Source organism: Azotobacter beijerinckii, assembly GCF_900110885.1.
In the GTDB taxonomy this organism is placed as follows: domain Bacteria; phylum Pseudomonadota; class Gammaproteobacteria; order Pseudomonadales; family Pseudomonadaceae; genus Azotobacter; species Azotobacter beijerinckii.
Window position 1 is genome coordinate 1 of record NZ_FOFJ01000019.1, and the last position, 20,901, is coordinate 20,901.

General features: G+C 68.4%; 18 protein-coding genes. 5 read left to right on the forward strand and 13 right to left on the reverse strand.

Annotation, left to right across the window (positions count from 1 at the left end; all coding sequences use genetic code 11):
* Positions 1 to 61: 61 nt before the first annotated feature.
* The 11 genes from pcaG to BMY22_RS11425 all read right to left on the reverse strand — a co-directional run bounded on the left by pcaG (position 62) and on the right by BMY22_RS11425 (position 13,370).
* Positions 62 to 667, reverse strand: coding sequence for a protocatechuate 3,4-dioxygenase subunit alpha (gene pcaG / locus BMY22_RS11375; protein ID WP_090622042.1), 606 nt, complete (start codon positions 665 to 667; stop codon positions 62 to 64).
* 17 nt (positions 668 to 684) lie between these two features.
* Complete coding sequence (gene pcaH, locus BMY22_RS11380) at positions 685 to 1,404, reverse strand: protocatechuate 3,4-dioxygenase subunit beta (RefSeq protein WP_090622044.1); 720 nt, start codon at positions 1,402 to 1,404, stop codon at positions 685 to 687.
* Positions 1,405 to 1,631: 227 nt separating this feature from the next.
* Positions 1,632 to 2,690 carry an ABC transporter substrate-binding protein gene (locus BMY22_RS11385; protein WP_244158856.1) on the reverse strand — a complete coding sequence of 353 codons (1,059 nt, stop codon included), beginning with the start codon at positions 2,688 to 2,690 and terminating at the stop codon, positions 1,632 to 1,634.
* On the reverse strand, positions 2,687 to 4,840 hold the full coding sequence (locus BMY22_RS11390; RefSeq protein ID WP_090622046.1) for a TonB-dependent receptor: 2,154 nt from the start codon (positions 4,838 to 4,840) through the stop codon (positions 2,687 to 2,689). The genes BMY22_RS11385 and BMY22_RS11390 overlap by 4 nt, the downstream gene beginning before the upstream one ends.
* A 14-nt stretch (positions 4,841 to 4,854) precedes the next feature.
* Positions 4,855 to 5,637, reverse strand: a complete 783-nt coding sequence (locus BMY22_RS11395) for an ABC transporter ATP-binding protein (RefSeq protein ID WP_090622048.1) — start codon at positions 5,635 to 5,637, stop codon at positions 4,855 to 4,857.
* On the reverse strand, positions 5,634 to 6,704 hold the full coding sequence (locus BMY22_RS11400; RefSeq protein ID WP_090622050.1) for a FecCD family ABC transporter permease: 1,071 nt from the start codon (positions 6,702 to 6,704) through the stop codon (positions 5,634 to 5,636). The genes BMY22_RS11395 and BMY22_RS11400 overlap by 4 nt, the downstream gene beginning before the upstream one ends.
* 456 nt (positions 6,705 to 7,160) lie before the next feature.
* A complete protein-coding gene (locus tag BMY22_RS11405; RefSeq protein WP_090622052.1) occupies positions 7,161 to 8,369 on the reverse strand; it encodes an MFS transporter in 1,209 nt (402 codons plus the stop codon).
* 196 nt (positions 8,370 to 8,565) lie between these two features.
* Positions 8,566 to 10,329 (reverse strand): FAD-dependent oxidoreductase, encoded by a 1,764-nt coding sequence (locus BMY22_RS11410; protein ID WP_090622053.1) that lies wholly within the window; start codon positions 10,327 to 10,329, stop codon positions 8,566 to 8,568.
* A gap of 111 nt (positions 10,330 to 10,440) precedes the next feature.
* Complete coding sequence (locus BMY22_RS11415; protein ID WP_039804781.1) at positions 10,441 to 10,761, reverse strand: NIPSNAP family protein; 321 nt, start codon at positions 10,759 to 10,761, stop codon at positions 10,441 to 10,443.
* On the reverse strand, positions 10,730 to 12,520 hold the full coding sequence (locus BMY22_RS11420) for an FAD-dependent oxidoreductase (RefSeq protein WP_090622054.1): 1,791 nt from the start codon (positions 12,518 to 12,520) through the stop codon (positions 10,730 to 10,732). The genes BMY22_RS11415 and BMY22_RS11420 overlap by 32 nt, the downstream gene beginning before the upstream one ends.
* Before the next feature lie 40 nt (positions 12,521 to 12,560).
* Positions 12,561 to 13,370 (reverse strand): shikimate dehydrogenase family protein, encoded by an 810-nt coding sequence (locus BMY22_RS11425; RefSeq protein ID WP_090622055.1) that lies wholly within the window; start codon positions 13,368 to 13,370, stop codon positions 12,561 to 12,563.
* A 150-nt stretch (positions 13,371 to 13,520) separates the two neighbouring features.
* On the opposite strand from BMY22_RS11425, the gene BMY22_RS11430 reads away from it, so the two are divergent.
* Complete coding sequence (locus BMY22_RS11430; RefSeq protein WP_090622056.1) at positions 13,521 to 14,288, forward strand: IclR family transcriptional regulator domain-containing protein; 768 nt, start codon at positions 13,521 to 13,523, stop codon at positions 14,286 to 14,288.
* Positions 14,289 to 14,340: 52 nt separating this feature from the next.
* Here BMY22_RS11430 and BMY22_RS11435 read toward each other — a convergent pair whose 3' ends face one another.
* The gene (locus tag BMY22_RS11435) at positions 14,341 to 14,532 is read right to left on the reverse strand and encodes a 2-hydroxymuconate tautomerase (protein ID WP_090622058.1); all 192 of its coding nucleotides are present in this window, start codon (positions 14,530 to 14,532) and stop codon (positions 14,341 to 14,343) included.
* A gap of 314 nt (positions 14,533 to 14,846) precedes the next feature.
* Here BMY22_RS11435 and BMY22_RS11440 point away from each other — a divergent pair, with 314 nt between their 5' ends.
* Positions 14,847 to 15,782, forward strand: a complete 936-nt coding sequence (locus BMY22_RS11440) for an AEC family transporter (protein ID WP_090622059.1) — start codon at positions 14,847 to 14,849, stop codon at positions 15,780 to 15,782.
* 163 nt (positions 15,783 to 15,945) lie between these two features.
* Positions 15,946 to 16,479 carry an Hsp20/alpha crystallin family protein gene (locus tag BMY22_RS11445; protein ID WP_090622061.1) on the forward strand — a complete coding sequence of 178 codons (534 nt, stop codon included), beginning with the start codon at positions 15,946 to 15,948 and terminating at the stop codon, positions 16,477 to 16,479.
* Between the two features lie 34 nt (positions 16,480 to 16,513).
* Here the strand turns inward: BMY22_RS11445 and BMY22_RS11450 are convergent, their stop codons facing one another.
* On the reverse strand, positions 16,514 to 17,419 hold the full coding sequence (locus BMY22_RS11450) for a pseudouridine synthase (RefSeq protein WP_090622062.1): 906 nt from the start codon (positions 17,417 to 17,419) through the stop codon (positions 16,514 to 16,516).
* A 177-nt stretch (positions 17,420 to 17,596) separates the two neighbouring features.
* Here BMY22_RS11450 and BMY22_RS11455 point away from each other — a divergent pair, with 177 nt between their 5' ends.
* Complete coding sequence (locus BMY22_RS11455; RefSeq protein WP_090622063.1) at positions 17,597 to 19,600, forward strand: alkaline phosphatase D family protein; 2,004 nt, start codon at positions 17,597 to 17,599, stop codon at positions 19,598 to 19,600.
* Between the two features lie 359 nt (positions 19,601 to 19,959).
* A complete protein-coding gene (locus BMY22_RS11460) occupies positions 19,960 to 20,826 on the forward strand; it encodes an isocitrate lyase/PEP mutase family protein (RefSeq protein WP_090622064.1) in 867 nt (288 codons plus the stop codon).
* Positions 20,827 to 20,901: the final 75 nt, after the last annotated feature.

Here is a 20,901-nt window from a genome sequence, read left to right on the forward strand (position 1 = left end):
CGCCAGTCGTTGTGCAAAGTGCCGGCGCACCGCTTGCGCGGGCGCCGGTCGGTGCATGACCTCAGAAGTCAAAGAACACCGTTTCCCCTTCGCCCTGGATGCGGATGTCGAAGCGGTAGGCGGTCTTGCCGTCCACTTCGCAGCGCTTGGCGATCAGGGTCTTGCGACGCTCCGGCTGCTCGATCAGGTTCAGCACCGGATCGACGGCATTGGCTTCGACTTCGTCGTCGAAGTAGAGGCGGGTCTGCAGCTGGATGTTGATGCCGCGGGCGAACAGCGACACGCTGATGTGCGGCGCCATCGGTTTGCCGGTGGCGTTCTTCACCACGCCCGGCTTGACGGTCTTCACCGTCCACTCGCCGGCATCGAAGGTGGTCGCGGTGCGGGCGAAGCCGTTGAAGGACTTCTCCAGGTCGTAGGCGGTGTCGTAGACGCCTTCGTGGTTGGCCTGCCAGAGCTCCAGGTAGGAGTCGCGGACCAGGTGGCCGTTACCGTCCAGGACCTTGCCGATCAGGACGATGTGCTCGCCCGGCGCACCCTCCTTGGCCATTTCGTTCCAGATTTCCTGTTCGCGGGTCGGGTTGCCGGCGGCGGCGCCGGCCAGGCCGATGTGCACGTAGGGACCAGCGGTCTGCGAGGGGGTTTCCGGCAGCAGTTCGTATTTCATGGTCGGCTCCTTCTCACTCACTGATTTTCGAAACAGGTCTGGCGCTGGCCACGCAGCACGATGTTGAAACGGTACGCCAGGCAGTCCATGGGCACGTTGCTGCTCAGGTCCAGGCGGCCGATCAGGGTCTCGATGGCGTCCGGGTTGGCGATGGTGCGGACGATCGGGCACTTCGGAATCAGCGGGTCGCCCTCGAAGTACATCTGGGTGATCAGTTTGGTGGAGATCGACGGGCCGCTGATCGACACGTGGATGTGCGACGGACGCCACTCGTTCGGGCCGTTGCGCCACGGGTAGGGACCGGGCTTGACGGTGCGGAAGTAGTAGTAGCCGTTCGCGTCGGTCAGGGTACGGCCGACCCCGCCGAAGTTGGGGTCCAGCGGCGCCAGGTAGCTGTCGTTCTTGTGACGGTAGCGGCCGCCGGCGTTGGCCTGCCACATTTCCACCAGGGTATGCGGAACCGGATTGCCGTACTGGTCGATCACCCGACCGCACATGATGACGCGCTCGCCGACCGGCAGACCGCCGTGGTTGAAGTTGAGCAGCAGGTCGTTGTCGTACTTGCCCATCTTCAGATGGGTGAAGTCCGGACCGGTGGTCTCCGAGAGGGACTGCGGAATGCTGACCAGGGCCTGGCTCGGCGAGCGGGCGATGGTGGTCTTGTAATCCGGGGTATAACCTTTCGGCTGCCAATTCCGGTCACGGGCGACGAAACGGCGGGTATCGAGCTCGGACATCTCAGGCTCCTTGTTCTTGGGATTGTGGAGTCGCTAGAACCGCAAGGCGGCTACGCGAGACGAAGTGTCACACCCGGGAGCCTGGATGGAAATTGAAAAGGACGCTCGCACACATAACCATATGGTTATGCATACCCTTCCCCTGCCAGGCTCCTTGCTCCCGTGCCGCAAACGTCATCCGTGCTGCGGGCTCGCCGTCCGCACCCGGGTTGGCAGCCAGGCGCCGCTCACGGCAGGGGCGGCAGTCCGGCCAGGATGCGCTGCGCCTCCTCGCGCGACAGCGGGTAGTCGAAGAAGCGTGCGTAGAACTCCAGGGTGCGCCCGGCCATGTCCTGCTGCGGGAACAGCGCCGGGTGCAGTTGGCCGGCCGCCCACTGGATCTGCAGGGCGACTTCGGTGCCGTAGCGATCCCAGGGAAAGACCCCGGCGGGATTGCGCAGGACGCGACCGCGCCTGACCGCCTCGGTGTGCTTGAGCAGGGCCGCGTCCGGCGCCGAGTCGAGCGAGCCGGCATCGGCGGCGAGAATCAGCACGTCCGGCTGCCAGGCCAGCACCTGTTCGGCGGAAACCGCCTGGAGGTTGCCACGCAATCCGAGCGCCGCATTGCGACCACCCGCCACGCCGATCCAATCGTCGATCAGGGTGTCCGCACCATCGACCTTGAGGGGGTTCAGCGAGGCGATGTGCAGTACCCGCGGCCGCTGCTCCGCGGCGAGCGACCCGGTGACGGCGCGGACCTGGCGCAGGCTGTCGTCGAGATAGGCGTTGTAGTCCGCCGCGCGCCGCGCGGCCTCTTCCGTGCCGAGCAGCCGGGCGGTGCTCGCCAGGCAATCCTGCAACGAGCGCAGGTCGGTGAAGCGCATCCGCGCCACCGGAATGCCCGCCTGCTCCAGGGCCAGGGCATTGCGGTCGCCCGCCGAGACGAAGGCCAGGTCCACCCCGGCGACCAGCAGCGCCTCGACGTTGAAGGCCGTCCCGGAGGCCGCCAGCGCCCGGTGCAACGCCGGCTGGACCCGGAACATCCAGGGTCGGCTCTGCGCATGGTTCACCGTGGCCACGATGCGCGGACCGGCACCCAGGGTCATCAGCAGCGCATGGTGGGCGTACCAGGCGTCGGCGACCCGCTCCACCCGGGCCGGCACCAGGATCTGCTGGCCGGTGTCGTCCGCGACGCGGCGCGACGGCTCGGCCGAGGCCTGGGCCATGCCCAAGGCGAGGCCCAGCCCGGCGGCGCACAGCCGGGCCAGCGGGCGGCGGGGGCCGCGAAGGTCCGTCACGGCGCTCATAGATCCACCTGCACGGAAGCCTGGAACATCCGCGGCCGCCCCAGGTCCGCGCTGGCGTTGCCCGCGCCGCTGTAGCCGTTCAGGCCGCCCGGCACGATATTGGTCCAATAGTGGCGGTCGGTGAGGTTGGTCACTTCCAGGCGGTACACCGTGCTGCGCGCCCACATCTTGGTGGTGTAGCGGGCGCCGGCGTCGAAGGTGCTGTAGGCGCCGACCCAGTTGTCGTTGGTATTGTCGGTCGGGCGGCGACCGACATGGCGCGCGTTCAGGTTGACCGTGAAACCGGGCAGCTGCGGCAGGCTGTACTCGGTCAGCAGGTTGGCGGTGATCCGCGGCAGGCCGACGATGCGCTGGTCCTCGGTGGCCGCGGAGGCGGTGTCGAGCAGTTTCGGATCGAGCCAGCTGACCCCGCCGAACATCCGCAGGTTCGTGGTGAGATGGCCGTCGACCATGAACTCGACGCCACGGTTGCGCTGCTCGCCGGCGACGGCGAAAACGCCGTCCTCCTGGGTATAGGCGAACGGCCGCTTGATCTGGAAGGCCGCCAGCGACAGCCGGACGCCGCCGAGGGCCAGCTTGCCGCCGACCTCCCATTGCCGGCTGCGGAAGGGCGAAAGCACGGTGCCGACGTTGGCGCTGCCGGTGGGCGCCGTATCGCCCTGCTGCATGCTGTCGGCGTAGGTCAGGTACAGGGTCATGTCGTCGATCGGCTTGTACATCAGGCTGCCTGCCGAACTCCAGCCCTTGTCCACCGAGTCGCCGGTACGTCCGGCGGTCTTGCTGTAGCTGGCCGAGGTCATCCGGCTCCAGCTGCCGGTCACCATCAGGCTCCACTGCGGCGAGAAGGTCAGGGTGTCGCCGAAGATCAGCGACGACTGGGTCGTCGCCGCACTGCGGTAGCGGTCGGTGAAGTCCGGGTAGTTGGGCTCGGCGAATTCCGCCGGGTCGGCGAGATTGCCCGAGCCGACGGTCTGGGTCCCACCGTCGACCGGGTTGTAGTTCTTCCAACTGAAACCGCTGAGGCCGAAGGTCAGGTCGTGGCTCAGGAAGCCGGTCCGTACGCGCCCATTGAGGTTGGCCAGGTAGCTGTTGATGGTGAAGCGGCTGGCCGTGGCGGTGGACACCGTGGTGCGGTAGTCGCCCTTTCCGTTGATCAGCGTATTGGTGACGGCGGTGCTCTCGCGGTCGGCGATCTGCCGCAGGGCGCCGAGATCCAGCTTCCAGTTGCCGTCGAAATCGTGCTTGAAGTGGACGTCCACGGTACTGGTCTCGTTGTCGTCCCCCGCGTAGCTCTGGCCCAGGTTTTTCTTGGTCGGATCGAGAGCATGCGGCAGGGATACGCCGCTGGCCAGGGCGAATTTGCCCGGCAGGCCGCGGCTCAGGTAGTTGTAGCGACTGCCCGTGACCTCGATCACGCTGCGCTCGCCGAGCTGGAAATCCAGCGCCAGGCTGCCCAGCTGGCGGCGGATCTTGCCGTCCGAAACGTAGGTCTGCTCCTGGTCGTCGAGCAGGTTCACCCGGTAGCGGATGCGTCCGCCGTCGTCCAGCGGACCGCTGAGGTCGGCGGCCTTGAGCCACGACACCCCGGTGCCGGCCCCCATGGTGATGCGGTTGCGGGTGAACTCGGTGGGCCGCTTGGAGATGAAGTTGAAGGTCCCGGCGGGGTTGGCCGGGCCATACAACGAGCCGGCCAAACCGTTCATGACCTGGATGTTGTCGAACTGCTCGGCCGGATAGTCGGTGGTGGATACCGCGTTGAGGCCGTCGATCCGGCTGTTCTGCACCACGCTGCCCTGCAGGCCACGAGTCTGCGGGCGAGTCCCGTCGCCCTGCACCGAGGGGATGTAGCGGATGATGTCCTTCACGCTCTTGACCTGCTGATCCTTGATCAGGTCGTACGGCACCACGTTCATCGAGTACGGGGTGTCCAGCAGCCTGCGCTCGCCCAGCGGGCCGAAGCTGGCGGTCTGCTTACGCGCCCGCTCGGCCTGGGCCTCCGCCACGTCGGCCTCGGTCTCCTCGTGATCGACGACCTCCAGGGCGTCGAGCCGGACGGGCGCAGGGCTGGAATCGTCGGCCTGGACAAAGCCTGCGGCGACGGCAAGCAGCAGCGGCGCCCACGAGGGGCGCGCAGGTCTAACAACTGACATCGGGGGATTACTCGCTAGCTGGGAACGAAAAAACGGTGGGGCAGGACTTCGATCTGGCGGACTTTCACCTGGTAAAGCTGGTCGATGAGGCCGGCATCGATCACCGCGCGCGGCGCGCCGTCCGCCAGCAGGCGGCCCTGATGCAGAACCAGCGCGCGGTTGGCCGACTCCAGGGCGTGCTCGGGGCGATGGGTGGTGGCGAGGATGCCGTAGCCCCGCTCCGCCAGGCGTTGCAGGTGGTCGAGCAGACGGCGCTGATGGCCGTAGTCCAGGCCGGTGATGGGCTCGTCGAGCAGGATGAGCCGGGCCTGCTGGGCGAGCGCCCGGGCGATCAGCACGCGCTGCCGCTCGCCGCCCGACAGTTCGGTGTAGACGCGCCCGGCCAGGTGTTCGATGTGCATGTCGGCGAGCGCCTGGTTCACCGCCCGCCAATCGTCCGCCCCGGGAGCCCGGCCCAGCCCGGTGAACGGCAGGCGCCCCTGGCCGACGATCTGCGTCACCGTGAAGGGAAAGCTCGGCGTATGGCTCTGCGGCACGTAGGCCAGCTGCCGGGCGACCTCGCGCCGGCCCAGCCCGGACAGGGGCGCGCCGTCGAGCAGGACCTCCCCGGCCTGGGGCCTGAGCAGGCCGAGCAGGATCTTCAGCAAGGTGCTCTTGCCGGCGCCGTTGGCGCCCAGCAGGGCGATGCAGTCGCCGGGACGCACGCGCAGCGAGATGTCGTCGAGGATGCTCCGCGGGCCGAGCGCATAACGCAGCCCTCTGGCCTCCAGAACGGGGCCGCTTGCCGACGCGCTCACAGCCAGCCCCTCCGCACCCGGTTCAGCACCAGCACGAAGGCGATGGCGCCAAGCAATTCGGTGAGAATGCCGAGGGGAATCTCGCCGCGGGTCAGGGTACGGGCGAGATCGTCGGCGACCAGTAGGAAGAGCCCTCCCAGGCAGGCACTCATCGGCACCAACCGGGCGTTCGCCGGGTCGACCAAGAGGCGCGCGAGGTGCGGAATCAGCAGGCCGACCCAGCCGACCATGCCGGCGATGCTCACGGTCAGGGCGGAAATCAGCGTCGCCAGGGCGATGATCCCATAGCGCAGCCGTCGCACCGGCACACCGAGACTGAGGGCCTCCTCGTCGCTCAGGGACAGCGCATCGATGGCCCGCCCCAAAAGGCACATGGCCAGGATGGCGAGCGCCAGCAGGGGCGCCGTCCAGGCAAGGACAGCGCTATCTACGGCGCTCAGACTGCCGAGCATCCAGTAGACGATCGAGGGCAACTGGTCCAGCGGGTCGGCCAGGTACTTGACCACCGACAGCAGCGCGTTGAACAGCGCATTGCTGACGATCCCGCCGAGCACCAGGATGAGAATCGACGAGTTGCGGAACAGGCCGGCGATACCCACGCCCACGGCCACCGCCAGCAGGCCGGTGACGCCTCCCAGCAGCGGAATCCAGGCCCCGCCCAGCCCCAGCACCATGCCGAGCGCCGCGCCGAAGGCGCAGCCGCTGAGCACGCCGAGCAGCCCCGGCGACACCAGTGGGTTGCGGAATACCGCCTGATAGGCCGCGCCCGAAACGGACAGCCCGGCGCCCACCAAAATCGCCGCCAGCACCCGCGGCAGCCGGACCTCGACGACCAGGCTGTGGAGCAGCGCATAACGCTCATGCGGGAAATCACCCGACCCGAGCCAGGCGCCGAGGAACTGCAGCAGTTCGGCAAGCGGCACGGCATAGCGGCCCAGGGCGAGCGAAAGGATCGTGGTCCCCAGCAGCAGCAACGCGCCCCCCCAGAACCAGCGAGTACGGAAGTCGGCCCGGGACGGCTGCCGGCAGTCGGCGCGAAGGGAGGCGGGCGTGGAAAGATCGTTCATGGCGGAAATTTAGTTAGCTAGCTTTATATATATTCAACTGTATATATAAATATCTTGTAAAGCCTTTCCGTACAGAAAAACGCCCAGAAAAAACGCCTTCTCCCTACTGAGACCACGACAAACACGGCCGCCGACAGGCGCCGGAACGCCTGCCCAAGCAAATCATAAAACCCCAGCAATTACGTCAAAAAACAAGCAAATATCAGGGGAAAAATAGTTAAAAAACAAATACTCGACGCCATCACGATACCGACGAAACCAGGCAAAGCGCGACGAGTCGACCTGGTAAAGACGCCTCCAGCGCTGGAGACCGATTTTCCAGGCACGAGACAGCGAGTCCGCTTCAGGCTATAGCCAGCCCAACATAATTATATAAATGGTTATACATAAGGCAGAGAAAGTTATGGATCGCGGGCGGGAGCGAGCGGAACCCGCTCCGGCTGTCCGGCTCGGGGCCTAGAAACGGCCCCGCCAGAGAATCGCCAGGGTGGCCAGCACGACGCACACGGCCAGTCCCTGCATGGCCGGCAGCAGGCCGATGACGTCGACCAGCGCGCCGATGCCGAGGATGCTCAACGCGCTGCCCAGGTAGCCCGACACGTAGAACAGCGAACTCAGGGAGCCACGGTGCTGCGCCGGGGCGATGGCGGCCAGGCGGCCCATGGCGCCGACGAACGAGGCGCCGTAGCCGACGCCGGTGAGCAGGGTGAACAGGCAGAATCCCCAGGCCTGGCCGAACGCCAGGCTGAGAGTGCAGCCGGCCCAGCTGGCCGCCAGCAGAGCGCAACCGACGCGGATCGCCTGCCCGGCGGGCATCCGCCGGCAGAGGAACTGGGTGGCGCCGGCGGCGATCTGGAAGGCGGCGACGATCAGCCCGGCGGCAGCCAGGGCGCCGGCTGGCAACAGGGAGGCCAGCATGGTGGTGCCCAGGGCGATGAACAGCGAGCCCACTGCCCAGCCCAGCACCAGCACCGCGCAGACCATGGCGAACGCCGGCCACAGCGAGCCCATGGCCTGCGCCAGCGGCTGGCGCGCGGCCGGGCTGTCGGAGGATGCCGGCGTCTTCGCCGGTTTCGGCCAGTTGCCGAAAACCAGCCCCAGGCCAGCGAGCAGTGCCAGCGCGGCGATCAGCAGGAAGGGCGAGCTGCGCGGCCAGAAATCCAGGTACAGCGCCGCCGAGCTGATCACCGGCCCCAGCGCCGCACCGCCGGTGAAGGCGAGGCTCGCCAGGCTGGCCGCGCGGCGCTGCCGGTCGAGGTTGTCGAAGTCCATCAGCGCGGCGTTGGCGCTGCCGGTCAGGGCACCGGTGCCGAGGCCGGCCAGCAGGCGGCCGAGGAACAGCGCCTGCAAATCGTCGGCGAAGCCGAAGAGCAGCGCGCCGAGGCCGACCACGGCGAGAGCCGGCAGGAGCAACAGGCGGCGGTCCGGCAGGCGGTCGGACAGCCGGCCGAATGCGGCGAGGGACAGCAGCACGCCGAAGGCGTAGACCGCATAGAGGGCGCTCAGGGTGACCGAGGGAAACCCCCAGAGCGCCTGATAGAGCCCGTACAGCGGCGAAGGGGTGGTGCTGCCGAGCAGGGCGCTGACCAGCGCCAGGGCGAGAAAGGCCCGGGGGATCGCCAGGCGGCTCTGTAGCGGCGCGGACGGGGGCAGCGAAGCGTTCACGGCAAGGGTCTCGGACGGGCTGCGGCCGGGGCGGGCCGCAGGCGGTGGGTGGGCGAGGCTGCAGCGTTGTCGTCGCTCTCGCGGCGGAGGCGGCAGCGGGCGAGGTTTTCGAACGGCCATCTTCGCTGCCGGAACCCCGCGGCAGAAGGCACTTTCTCCGCAAGAGCCCGGACATTCCCACCCCTGCCCGCACCGGTCAAGCGCTGGCGAAGTGCGCTGCAGGCGCTGCCGCAACCTCCTGCGTCGGCCGCGCCGCCAGGGCCTGGCCGACGATGTAGCCGAAGGTCATGCCCGGCCCCAGGGTGATGCCGCCGCTCGGGTAGTGGCCGTTCATCACGCTGGCCATGTCGTTGCCCACCGCGTACAGGCCGGGAATCGGCGCACCGCCATCCCCCAGCACCCGGGCGCCGGCATCGGTGCGCAGCCCGGCGAAGGTGCCGAGGCTGCCGGGCACCAGCTTGATCGCGTAGAACGGGCCCTGCCTGAGCGCGCCCAGCGACGGGTTCGGCCCGTGCAGCGCCTCGCCCTGGGCCTTGTTGTAGGCTGAGGCGCCGCGCTTGAACTCGGGGTCGACGCCCTGTTCCGCGCCGGCATTGAAGGCCGCCACCGTGGCCTCCAGCTGGCGGGCGTCGATGCCGCACTGGCGGGCCAGCTCGGCCAGGCTGTCGGCCTGGTGCAGATAGCCCTTGCGCACCCAGGGCCGGGTCGGGAACGGGAACGGCCGCGCCCAGCCGAGGCCGTAGCGGCGCTGCGCCTTGTGATCGCAAATCAGCCAGGCCTGCGCCACCTCGCCTTCCGGCGTGGCGGCGAACAGGGCGTTCATGAAGTCGTGATAGGAGTCGGCCTCGTTGACGAAGCGCCGGCCATCGCGACGCACGGCGATGAAGCCGGGCTTGGCGCGTTCGAGCAGATGCGGGAAACCGCTGAAACCGCCGTCGGCACGCGGCACCCGGGACACCGGCGCCCAGGCCGCGGGGCTGGCCAGATCCTCGGCGACCCGCCCGCCGACGCTCTCGCCCAGGCGCAGGCCGTCGCCGGTGTTGCCCTTGGGCGCCGCCGAGAGGTGCTCGGTGCCGTTCGGCGCATGGGCGAACAGCTGGGCGATGCGTTTCTGGTCATGGGGGAAGCCGCCGCAGGCCAGCACCACCCCGCGGCGGGCGCGGATCTCGACCAGCGCCCCGCCCCGCTCGACCCGCGCGCCGACCACCGCCTCGCCCTCGCGCAGCAGACCGCGCACCGGGGCCTCGGTGAACAGGCTCACCCGGCGGTCCAGGGCGCTTTTCAGCAGCCGCGCCACCAGCGCATTGCCGTTGACCAGATGCAAGCCGCGGCCATGCGCCAGCAGATCGCGGAAATGCCGCAGCAGGCGCTTGCCGGCATACAGCGCCGAGCGCGGCGAGCGACGGGCGTTGAAGAAATGCGCCAGGTCCGCGCCGCCGGCGATGCCCATCCCGGCCAGGCTGATCAGGTCCAGCGGCGGGCGCAGCCTGTCGATCCAGGGACCGAGCTGGCGGCCGTCGAACGGCTGGGCGCAGAGCGAACGGCCGCCGCGGACGAAGCCCGGCGAGTCGTGAAAGTCCGGCATCGTGCTGCCGGAGAAGAACTGCACGGCGGTACGGCGCTGGAAGAACTCGACCATCCGCGGGCCCTCTTCCAGAAAGGCCTCCATCCGCGCGTCCAGGGTATCGGTGTGCAGCTCGCTGCGCAGGTAGCTGCGCGGCTGTTCAGCCTCCTCGACGAGGCCCTCGGCGACCGCCAGCGGGTTGCGCGGAATCCACAGCCAGCCGCCCGACCAGGCGCTGGTGCCGCCGAGAAACGGCTCCTTCTCCGCCACCACGACCGTCAGGCCATGCTCGGCGGCGGTCACCGCCGCGGCGAGGCCGGCGGCGCCGGAACCGACGACGAGCACATCGCAACTGTCGGGTAGTGGCTGGCTGTCGACAGCGTTGGGGGTGTGCATGGCAATCTCCCGTCTTGTTCTTGTGATCGAGGGGCAAGCCGACCCCCTGCCCGCACGCGACGGGCATGGGAGTCTTCCGGGTGCTTCGGCCCCGCTAGCGGAGCCGGGCCCTCACTGCAGCGGCGAGAAGTCGGTCGGGCGCATCAGCCGCGAGTCGAGGCTCATCACCGCGTCCAGTTCCTTGTTCTTGCGGCTGAACTCCAGCCAGCGCGGGTCGGCGGCCATCCGCGTGCGACGGGCCTGGCGGTCGTCCAGGCTCTCGTAGGCCCAGATGTGCACCACCTGGTTGGCGCCGCCGAACTCGGTGACGAAGAAGCCGACCAGATTACCGAGAACCTCCGTCTGCAGCGGCAGCGCGTCGCTCTTGTAGAGGGCCAGCCAGTCGGCCAGCTTGGTCGGCTTAATGGTGTAGGTGCGCAGTTCGTAGTACATGTTCTTCTCCAGGTGGGGTTGCGTTCGTTGTGCCGTCGCCCAGGCGTTCGGCGATATCGCTGGCAGCAATGTAGCCGAAGGTCAGGCCCGGACCGAGGGTGATGCCGGGGCCCGGATAGGTACCGTCCATAATCGAGTTCATTTCGTTGCCGGCGGCGTACAGACCGGCGATGGGCTGGCCGGCAAGATCCAGCACATTGGCCCGGGCGTCGGTCAGCAGGCCGCGCGCCGAGCCGAGATCGCCGGTGTCGACGCGGATCGCGTAGTACGGCGCCTTGGCGAGCGGCGCGATACAGGGATTGGGCGTATGCAGCGGGTCGCCCATGTAGCGGTTGTAGGCGTTGCCGCCCTTGCCGAATTCCCGGTCGAGGTTCTGCCGGGCGTCGGCGTTGTAGCGCTCGAGGGTCTGCTGCAAGCCCGCGGCGTCCACGCCGGTGCGGCGCGCCAGCTCGAGGATGCTCTCGGCGCGGTGCAGGTAGCCGGCTTCGACCAGCGCCGCGTTGTCCACCGGCTTGGGCCGGGCCAGGCCCATGCCGTACTTGTTCATCGCCTCGGCGTCGCAGATCAGCCAGCACGGCGCGTTGGCGCCGCCCTCGGCGAACATCGCCTCGACGAAACTGTGGTAGGAGTCGGACTCGTTGACGAAGCGCCGGCCGGCACGGTTGACCGCGATCATTCCCGGCTTGGCGCGGTCGGTGACCAGGTGCGGGAAGCGCTCCAGGCTGCCGTCCGGCTTGCGCAGCACCGAGACCGGCGCCCAGAAGAAGCTGGCGGCCATGCCCTCGCCGGTCGCGGCATTCACCGCGGCGGCCAGGCTCAGGCCGTCGCCGACGTTGGTCTCCGGCGACATGCTCCAGTGCTCGGCATCGGTCTTCGGCCGGTAGGCGGCGGCCTGCGGACCGGCGGCGAAGCCACCACTGGCCAGCACCACCCCGCCGCGGGCCAGCACGTGCCGGCGCTGGCCGGCATGCTCGATCAGCATGCCCTTGACCCTGCCGTCCTCGACGATCAGCGACTCGCTGCGGGCATCGAGCCAGAGCTCCACACCCTTGGCGAAGGCGGTGGTGGCCAGGCGCGCGATCAAGGCGTTGCCGACCGTCAGGCGGGTGCCGCGCGGGTGCCTCAGGCGGTCGACGCCGTAGCGTGCCAGCAGCTTCAGGCAGTGCCAGAGCGATTTGGGCGAGCGCTTGATGCCGAGAAAATGCTGGATGTCGACGCGGTTGACCATCATCCCGCCGAACAGCAGCATGCCGTCCGGCGGCCTGCGCAGGTCCTTGAAGCGCGCGCCGAGGCGGCGCCCGTCGTATTCGGCGATTTCCAGCGCGCGACCCGTATCGGTGCCGCCGGGCAGGTCCGGGTAGTAGTCCGGGGAGAGCGGCCGCAGGCTGTACTTCAGCTCGCTGTGGCGCTCGAGAAAGCTCAGCGCCTCGCGCCCGCGCGCGATGAAGGCGTCGACCCGTGCGGGCCGGTAACCCTTGCCGATGACGCCCTTCAGGTAGGTGCGCGTCTGCTCGGCCGGGACATGGATGCCGGCCGCCCGCGCCTGGTCGCTGTCATGAATCCACACGGCGCCGCCGGAAATCGCCGAGGTGCCGCCGAAGGTGGCGGCCTTTTCCACCAGCAGGACCTTCAGACCCCGACAGGCGGCGGTGACCGCCGCGGCGAAGCCCGCGGCGCCGCTGCCGAGCACGATGACGTCATAGGTCAGCGCGAACGCGTCCGCCGAGCCCGCGGAAGGCCGGTGCGTAACTGTGTTCATTGCGTATCGCCTGTTGAAAGGACGGCAAGCGCCGGGGACTTCAGATTTCCAGGGGCGTGACGCCCATGAAGTGGCCGAGGTTGCCGACCTGGGCAAACGCCATCTCCGGGCCGGTCTGCACCGTGCAGCCCATCCGCCGGGCGAAGGCGAGCAGCGGGGTGATTTCCGGCGAGGTCACCACATCGGCGACCAGGCAGTGCTTCGACAAGGTTTCCAGCAGGCTTTGCGGCAGCGGCAGCTCGCCGGTATCGCCCATGCCCACCGGCGAAGCGTTGACCACCAGGTCGAAGTCGGCGAGCGAGGTGTATGCGCCGCCGATGTCGATCGCCGGGAAGGCCTGGCGCAGCAACGCGCAGAGGCTCTCGACGCGCTCGGCGCTGAGGTCGGCGATGGCCAGCCGGGTCACCCCGCCCTGGCACAGGGAATAGGCGATGGCACTGCCGACGCCGCCGGAACCGACCACCAGGGCGCGCTTGCCGCTGGGGTCGAAGCGGTGCTTGCGGGCAGCATTGAGGAACCCCTCGCCGTCGACGATATCGCCGACCAGGCGGCCGTCCGCCTCGCGGCGGATCACGTTGACCGAACGCAGTGCGGCCGAGCGTTCGCTGACCGCATCCAAGCGGCTGGACAGGACCTGCTTGTAGGGCACGGTGACCACGCAACCGCGCAGATTCTTCCAGCCACGCAGGGCGGCGAGGAAACCCTCCAGCGCCGGCTCCTGCAGGTCGATGGCGATCATCGCCAGGTCCCGGCCATGCTCGGCGAACCAGGCGTTGAAGTTTTCCGGGGATTTGACCTGGGCGATCGGCGAACCGACGATGCCGACCAGTTCGGTTGAACCACGAATCATGGGAGCCTCCAGCTGCTGCTATTGGATTTGTTGTGGCTCGATCCTGCGCCCCGGCAATTTCCGGAACAAGGTTCCCGTTCGTCATTCTAGTTGTTAATCGCATGGACACTGCGATAATCGCATCAAATCGGCAAAATACTTCCCGCGTCCATGAAACAGCCCGTCATCCACTCCCGCGACCTGATCGCCGGCCTGCAGAAGGGCCTGGCCCTGATGCAGCTGTTCTCCGAGCGCCATCCGCGCCTCAGCGTGCCGCAGGCGGCCAACCTCTCCGGGCTGACCCCGAGCGCGGTGCGGCGCTTTCTGCTGACCCTGGTCCACGACGGCTTCGCCGAAACCGACGGGCGCCACTACTGGCTGACCGCCAAAGCCCTGCGCATCGGCCAGGCCTACGTGGATTCGGCGCAGCTGCCGCGCATGTTGCGGCCGATCGTCGAGCAGGTCGCGCGCAGCACCCAGGAACACGTCTCGGTGGGCGTGCGCGACGGCGACGACATCGTGCACATCGTGCGCAGCCGCTACAGCCACGTCGCCTCGCTGTCGATCCGCCCCGGCTCGCGGGTGCCGATGTACTGCACGGCGAGCGGCCGGCTGTGGCTGGCCGCGCTGGACGCGGCAGAGCTGGACGCCTATTTCGCGCGGGTCGAGCTGCGCGCCCTGACGCCCTACACCCAGAGCACGGAAGCGGAAATCCGCGCCGAACTCGCCCGGATCGGCGCACTCGGCCATGCGCTGGTCGACCAGGAATACGAGGTGGGCATGCGCGTGCTGGGCGTGCCGCTGCGCGACCGCGAGGGGCAACTGAAGGCCAGCCTGACGCTGACCACCCATGCCGCGCGGATGAGCCCGGAGGAGATGCGCGAGCGTTACCTGCCCGCCTTATATGAAGCCCAGGCCCTGCTCAGGCCGATTCTCTGACGTCCATCGCCCGGGAGTCGCCGGCAGGCGGCCGGCGCTCCCCTCCGGCGAATCAGGGACGCAGCTTGCTCGCCGGTTCGCCGGCGATGCCGAAGTCGGTCTTGGGAATCTCGTGGATGATTATCCGGATCCGCTCCAGGGGCGAGTCCAGCGAGCGGGAGATGGCCTGGCTGACTTCGCGGATCATGGTTTCCTTCTGCTCGCGGGTGGGGCCTTCGATGAGGTGCACATGGACGATGGGCATAGGATGTCTGCTCCAGAAAGGCTGCCGTTTCGCCATGAGCGACGGTGCGAGGCAGCCCGGGTTATGAGGGAAGCGAGGCGTGTTGCCCGCGCTGGCAAGCCGGTATCTTTGTGCCGGCCACAAGCAGCCTCCAATGAGATACGATGTCTGTCAACTACTGGATATCGATGGAGCTTATGGCGGACTCGCCATAAGCGTTCGCTAAACGCACACTAAGGGGGCTTCCTTTGACGCAACGGCTTGAACCGCTCAGTACACTCTGCGAGCGCCTCCCGAGCTTGCCCTCCTCGCCCATCCCACCAAGGTAGTCCGCCGTGCTGCAGATCCTCTCCATCACCACGCCCATCTTCATCCTGATCGGGCTGGGCTTCTTCGCCGTCCGCTTCGAGGTGGTCAGCCGCGAGCAGATTCGCGGCCTGGGCAGCTTCGTCATCACCTTCGCCCTGCCGGCACTGGTGATCAAGGCGCTGTCGAACAACCACTTCCAGGAGGTGATGAACTGGCAGTACCTGCTGGCCTACTGCGTGGGTTCCCTGGCGGTCTACCTGTTCGGCCTGGTCTTCGCCCTCAAACTGCGCCGGGAACCCCTGGACACCGGCGCCATCACCGCGCTGGGCATGGCCGTCTCCAACAGCGGCTTCGTCGGCTACCCGATCGTCGCCATGCTGCTCGGCCCGGCGGCGGCCATCGGCCTGGCGCTGAACATGCTGGTGGAGAACCTGCTGATCATCCCCTTGAGCCTGATCCTCGCCGAGGCCGGCCGGCAGCAGGGCTCCGCCGCCAAGGTGTTGCGCGAGACGGCCAAGCGCCTGGCCAAGACCCCGCTGATCATCGCCATGCTCGTCGGCCTGCTGCTCTCCCTGCTGGAGGCACGCCTGCCGGCGATTCCGGACAAGGTGGTGGACATGCTCGCCTCGGCGTCGGCGCCGGTCGCCCTGTTCGTGATCGGTGGCTCCCTCTACGGCCTGAAGCTGAACGGCCTGTTCGCCGAACTGCGAATGATCGCCGTGGGCAAGCTGATCCTCCACCCGCTGGCGGTCTTCCTGCTCTTCTCGCTGCTGCCGAACGTGGACCCGGTACTGATGGTGGCCGGGGTGATGTTCGCCAGCTCGCCGATGCTGAGCATCTACCCGATCTTCGGCCAGCGCTTCGGCGTCGAGGGCCGCTGCGCTGCCGCCCTGCTGTTCACCACGGTGATGTCCTTCTTCACCATCAGCCTGCTGATCGGCGTCATGAAGCCGCACCTGTAGCGCTCTCCGGGGCACCGGCCGTCCCGCCCGCCGCCGGGACGGGCCGGCAAAGCCCCCACAGGAAGACGAGGCACTCCTGCCGGAAGCCAAGGGCGCGTCATGGGCGCTGGCCTAAGCTTTTGCCTGTCCGCTTCGGACAATCGTCACTCAGGAGGGATTCGAAATGGCCGACACCGAAAAACAGGTTCCCGCCAGCAGCGCGCCGGAGAGCAGGAGCCCCCTGGAAAACTGGCACCCGCTGGACCGGCTGCGCCGGCAGGTCGATCACCTGTTCTCCGACTTCAGCCGCAAGGCCCTGCGCACCCCCTTCCCCCGCAACCTGTTCGACAGCGAGCCGCAGTGGTCGCGGGAGCTGTTCGGCCAGGGCATGCCGGCGGTGGACATCAACGACAAGGGCACCGCCTACGAGATTTCCGCCGAACTGCCCGGCATGGACGAGAAGGACATCGAGGTCAAGCTGTCCAGCGGCTGCCTGACCATCAAGGGGGAGAAGAAGGAAGCACGCGAGGACAAGAAGAAGGACGCCTACGTCGCCGAACGCTACTACGGCGCCTTCCAGCGCAGCTTCGCCCTGCCCCAGGAAGTCGACGCCGAGCGCATCGAGGCGAACTTCAGCAAGGGCGTGCTGACCCTGAGCCTGCCGAAGAAGCCGGAAGCCCTGGCCGACGAGAAGACCATCGAGGTCAAGACCGGCTGAGCGGCCCCGCCTTCCCTGCTCGCCCCGGGCGGGCTCATCGGCAGGCGTCGGGACTCAGCGCGAGACGACTGTCGAAACGCCTTTCCCGCCCGTTCAGGGGATCGACGAAGCTCAGGCTCTGCGCCAGCAGCTGCAAGGGCCGGCGATGGTCGTCGATCTCCCGCCGGGCGCGTTCGAGCAGGTGCGGATAGAGCGGATCGTTGCAGATCCCCGCGCCCAGCGCGGCCATGTGCACGCGCAACTGGTGGGTCTTGCCGGTGACCGGATAGAGCACGTAGCGCCAGTGTTCCCCGAGACGTTCGCCGACCTCGACGCGGGTCTCGCTGTTCGGCTCGCCTTCGGTTTCGCGCATCAGGAAGAACGGCTCGCCCTTGACCAGCCGGGTCCGGCGCAGCAGCGGGAAGCTCTGCCCAGGCAGCGCAGGCGCGATGGCCGAATAGACCTTGCGGATCTGCCGCTCGCGGAACAGCGCCTGATAGCGCCCGCGGCTCGCCGGATTGCAGGAGAACAGCACCAGCCCGGCGGTGAGCCGGTCGATGCGGTGCAGCGGCACCAGATCGGGGTTGCCGAGGCGGCGCACCAGGCGCGCCAGCAGGGTCTGCTCGACGTACTCGCCGACCGGGGCGACCGGCAGGAAATGCGGCTTGTCCGCCACCACCAGGTGCTCGTCCGCGTGCAGCACGCCTTCGGCGAAGGGAATCGGCGTCTCCGCCGCCACCTCGCGGAAATAGTGGACGCGTAGCGCCTCGCGGTAGGGATGCTCGGGACCCAAGGTGTTCCCCTCGCCATCCAGCACCCGGCCGCGGGCCATGCGCTCCAGCCAGATGTCCCGACCGATCGCCGGAAAGTGCGCGCAGAGGCAGTCCAGCACGGTGCGCCAGTCGCCGCGCGGCAGATGCAAGACGCTGGGACGAAGGCTGGCGGCGAAAGCGTGGGTCATGGCGGGCGGACTCCGGCGGCGGGAGCGCATTAGGCCCCAGCAACGGCCTGCCGTCAAAGGAGCGGCCGGTGTCATAATGCCCGGCTTCGCCGCCGGCGCCCGGGCGCGGCACCGACCATGAACCGCACCAACGGGAGCGAGGGAGCGCCCCGTGCTGCACGGATCGACACCTTCGCCATGCCGACAGACCTGCCCCGCCCAGCCGACACCTCCGCCCTGCCCCCGGTCCTCGCCGGCCCGCTGCTGCGCCGGCTGACGCCGCAGCGCCTGGTCCTCTGGCTGGTCGGCTCGCGGCCCCTGAGGCTGTCGCTGCAGCTGGTCTTCGCCGGCTCTCAGCCACGCCTCATCGCGCTCGACGGGGCGCGCTGCCGGCGCCTGCGCATCGGCGCTCACGCCTGGCTGCACCTGCTCGACGTGGCGCTGGACGAGCCGTTGCCCACCGATACGCCGATCGAGTACGACCTGCTGCTGGAGGAGGACGGCCGGCAACGCGGGATCGCCGACTGGGCGCCGCACCTCTTGTACGAGGGGGCGAAGCGACCGGATTTCCTGCTCAAGTCGCGCCTCGACAACCTGCTGCACGGTTCCTGCCGCAAGCCGCACTTTCCCTCCGCGGACGGCCTGGCCAGGGCCGACGCCCTGCTCGCCGGGCTGCGCGAACGGCCGCAGGCGCGCCCGGCGCTCTTGATGCTGAGCGGCGACCAGATCTACGCGGACGACGTGGCCGGGCCGATGCTGGTGGCCATTCACGCGCTGATCCGCCGCCTCGGCCTCTACGGCGAAGCGCTCGAAGGCGCGCTGGTCGCCGACAGCGACGCGCTCTACGCCCACCCGGCGACCTACTACCGGCGCGAGGACCTGCTGCCCGCCTTCACGTCCAACGCGGCCCTGCGCGAGCGCTTCTTCGGCGGCGTGGAAAAACCGATCTTCACCAGCGCCAGCGCCCACAATCACCTGATCACCCTCGGCGAGGTGCTGGCGATGTACCTGCTGGTCTGGTCGCCCGTGCCCTGGACGCTGATCCGCCCGCAGCCGCCGGCGCTGGAGGCGCCCTGCGGCGAACGCTACGCCGAGGAACAGGCCGCCCTCGACGAGTTCCGCGCCCAGCTGCCGCAGGCCGCCCGCACCCTGGCCCACCTGCCGAGCCTGATGATCTTCGACGACCACGACATCACCGACGACTGGAACCTCTCGGCGCACTGGGAGGAAACCGCCTATGGCCATCCCTTCTCCCGACGCATCGTCGGCAATGCGCTGCTCGCCTACGCCCTGTGCCAGGGCTGGGGCAACGACCCGGACGCCTTCGCCGGGCTGCTGGGCCAGGTCGAGGCGCTGCCGGTGGACGCCGACGGCCGCCTCGACGACCGCGCCCAGGACCGCCTGATCGGCGAACTGCTGAGGTTCCGGAACTGGCATTACCGGCTGCCGACCACCCCGGCGCTGATCGTGCTGGATACCCGCACCCGCCGCTGGCGCAGCGAAAGCCACCCGAGCCGCCCCTCCGGGCTGATGGACTGGGAAGCGCTCTGCGAGCTGCAACAGGAGCTGCTCGACGAGCAGGCCGCGGTGATCGTCTCGCCGGCGCCGATCTTCGGCGTCAAGCTGATCGAAGCCGTCCAGCGCCTGTTCACCCTGGCCGGGCATGCGCTGTTGGTCGACGCCGAGAACTGGATGGCCCACCGCGGCGCGGCGCAGGTGATCCTCAACATCTTCCGCCACTCGCGGAGCCCGGCCAGCTACCTGATCCTTTCCGGCGACGTGCACTACTCCTTCGCCTACGACGTGCAGATCCGCCACCGCGAACGCGGGCCGCGGATCTGGCAAGTCACCAGCAGCGGCATCAAGAACAAGTTCCCCGCGTGCCTGCTGGAAAGCTTCGACCGCCTCAACCGCTGGCTCTACGCGCCCTGGTCGACGCTCAACTGGCTGACCAAGCGGCGCCAGATGGAGGTGGTGCCGCGCATTCCCCACCGCGGCCGGCGCGGCGAACGCCTGTGGAACGGCGCCGGCATCGGCCAGGTGCTGCTCGATGCCCTGGGCCGCCCCACCGCCATCCTCCAGCACAACGCCGACGGCTCGGCGCCGACCCGCTTCGTCCGCCCGGCGGAACTGCGCCGGGCCGCCGCGCCGGCCGAGACCGGCGAAGCGGAACTTGCCAGGCTGCGCCGCGGAACGGAGTGATCCGGCAGGCTCCCGGCAATGCCTGCGCAGCCGGCGAAAAGCGACCAAAACCGCTCGAAAGACTCGTCTAAAGCCGGCGCAAGCTGTACTTTAGTCAAACCCCATCCTCGCCACGCCAGTGCCGGGGGACTGAATCGGGGCCTGCCCGCGCGGAGCAAATTCGCCGGGCGCCAGAACAACAATCAGGCGTGCCGGCCTCGGTACGGCGCGCCACTGGTCATCGGAAACCTTGGTTTCGGATGGACCCTTACGCACCCCGCTGCGACAACCAAAAAGCTCGGCACCCCAGGCTAACCGCCCGGGGCTGACCAGGGCGCAGATAAAAAAGACTACCCAAACCGCCTTTCAGGAGTTTTTCTATGACCATCGCTTCTCAGCACGATTTGAGACGGCAATTCCGAGCGTTGCTGGAGTCCCGGGCCTGCTACGACGCTGCATCGGTATTCGACCCGATGTCGGCGCGCATCGCCGGCGACCTGAATTTCGAGGTCGGCATTCTCGGCGGCTCGGTCGCCGCCCTGCAGGTGCTCGCCGCCCCCGACTACGCGCTGATCACCCTCAGCGAATTCGTCGAGCAGGCCACCCGCATCGGTCGCGTGGCCAGCCTACCGATTATCGCCGACGCCGACCATGGCTACGGCAACGCGATCAACGCCATGCGTACCGTGGCCGAACTGGAGCGCGCCGGCGTCGCCGCGCTGACCCTGGAGGACACCCTGCTGCCGCCCAAGTACGGGCACAAGACCACCGACCTGATCCCGCTGGACGAGGCCGTCGGCAAGATCCGCGCCGCCCTGGAGGCGCGCATCGATCCGCAGCTGAGCATCATCGCCCGCACCAACGCCGAGCAGCTCACCGTCGAGGAGACCATCGAGCGCGCCAAGGCCTACCAGGCCGCCGGCGCGGACGGCATCTGCATGATCGGCATCAAGGACTTCGAGCACCTGGAGTCCATCACCCGGCACCTGCCGGATACCCCGCTGATGCTGATCACCTACGGCAATCCGAAGCTGCGCGACATGGCCCGCCTGGCCGAGAACGGCGTGCGCATCGTGGTGAACGGGCACGCCGCCTACTTCGCCGCGATCAAGGCCACCTACGACTGCCTGCGCGAACAGCGCGGCATCGGCCCCTCGGACCTGAACGCCAAGGAACTCTGCACCAAGTACTCGACCCTCGACGAGTATCGCGTCTGGGCCCGCGAGTTCATGAACGTCCAGGAATAACGACACCCTGAAAGACCAAGCCCCGGCCTCCCATCAGGGAGCGCCGGGGCTTCTTCTATCCGGAACGGCTTGCCC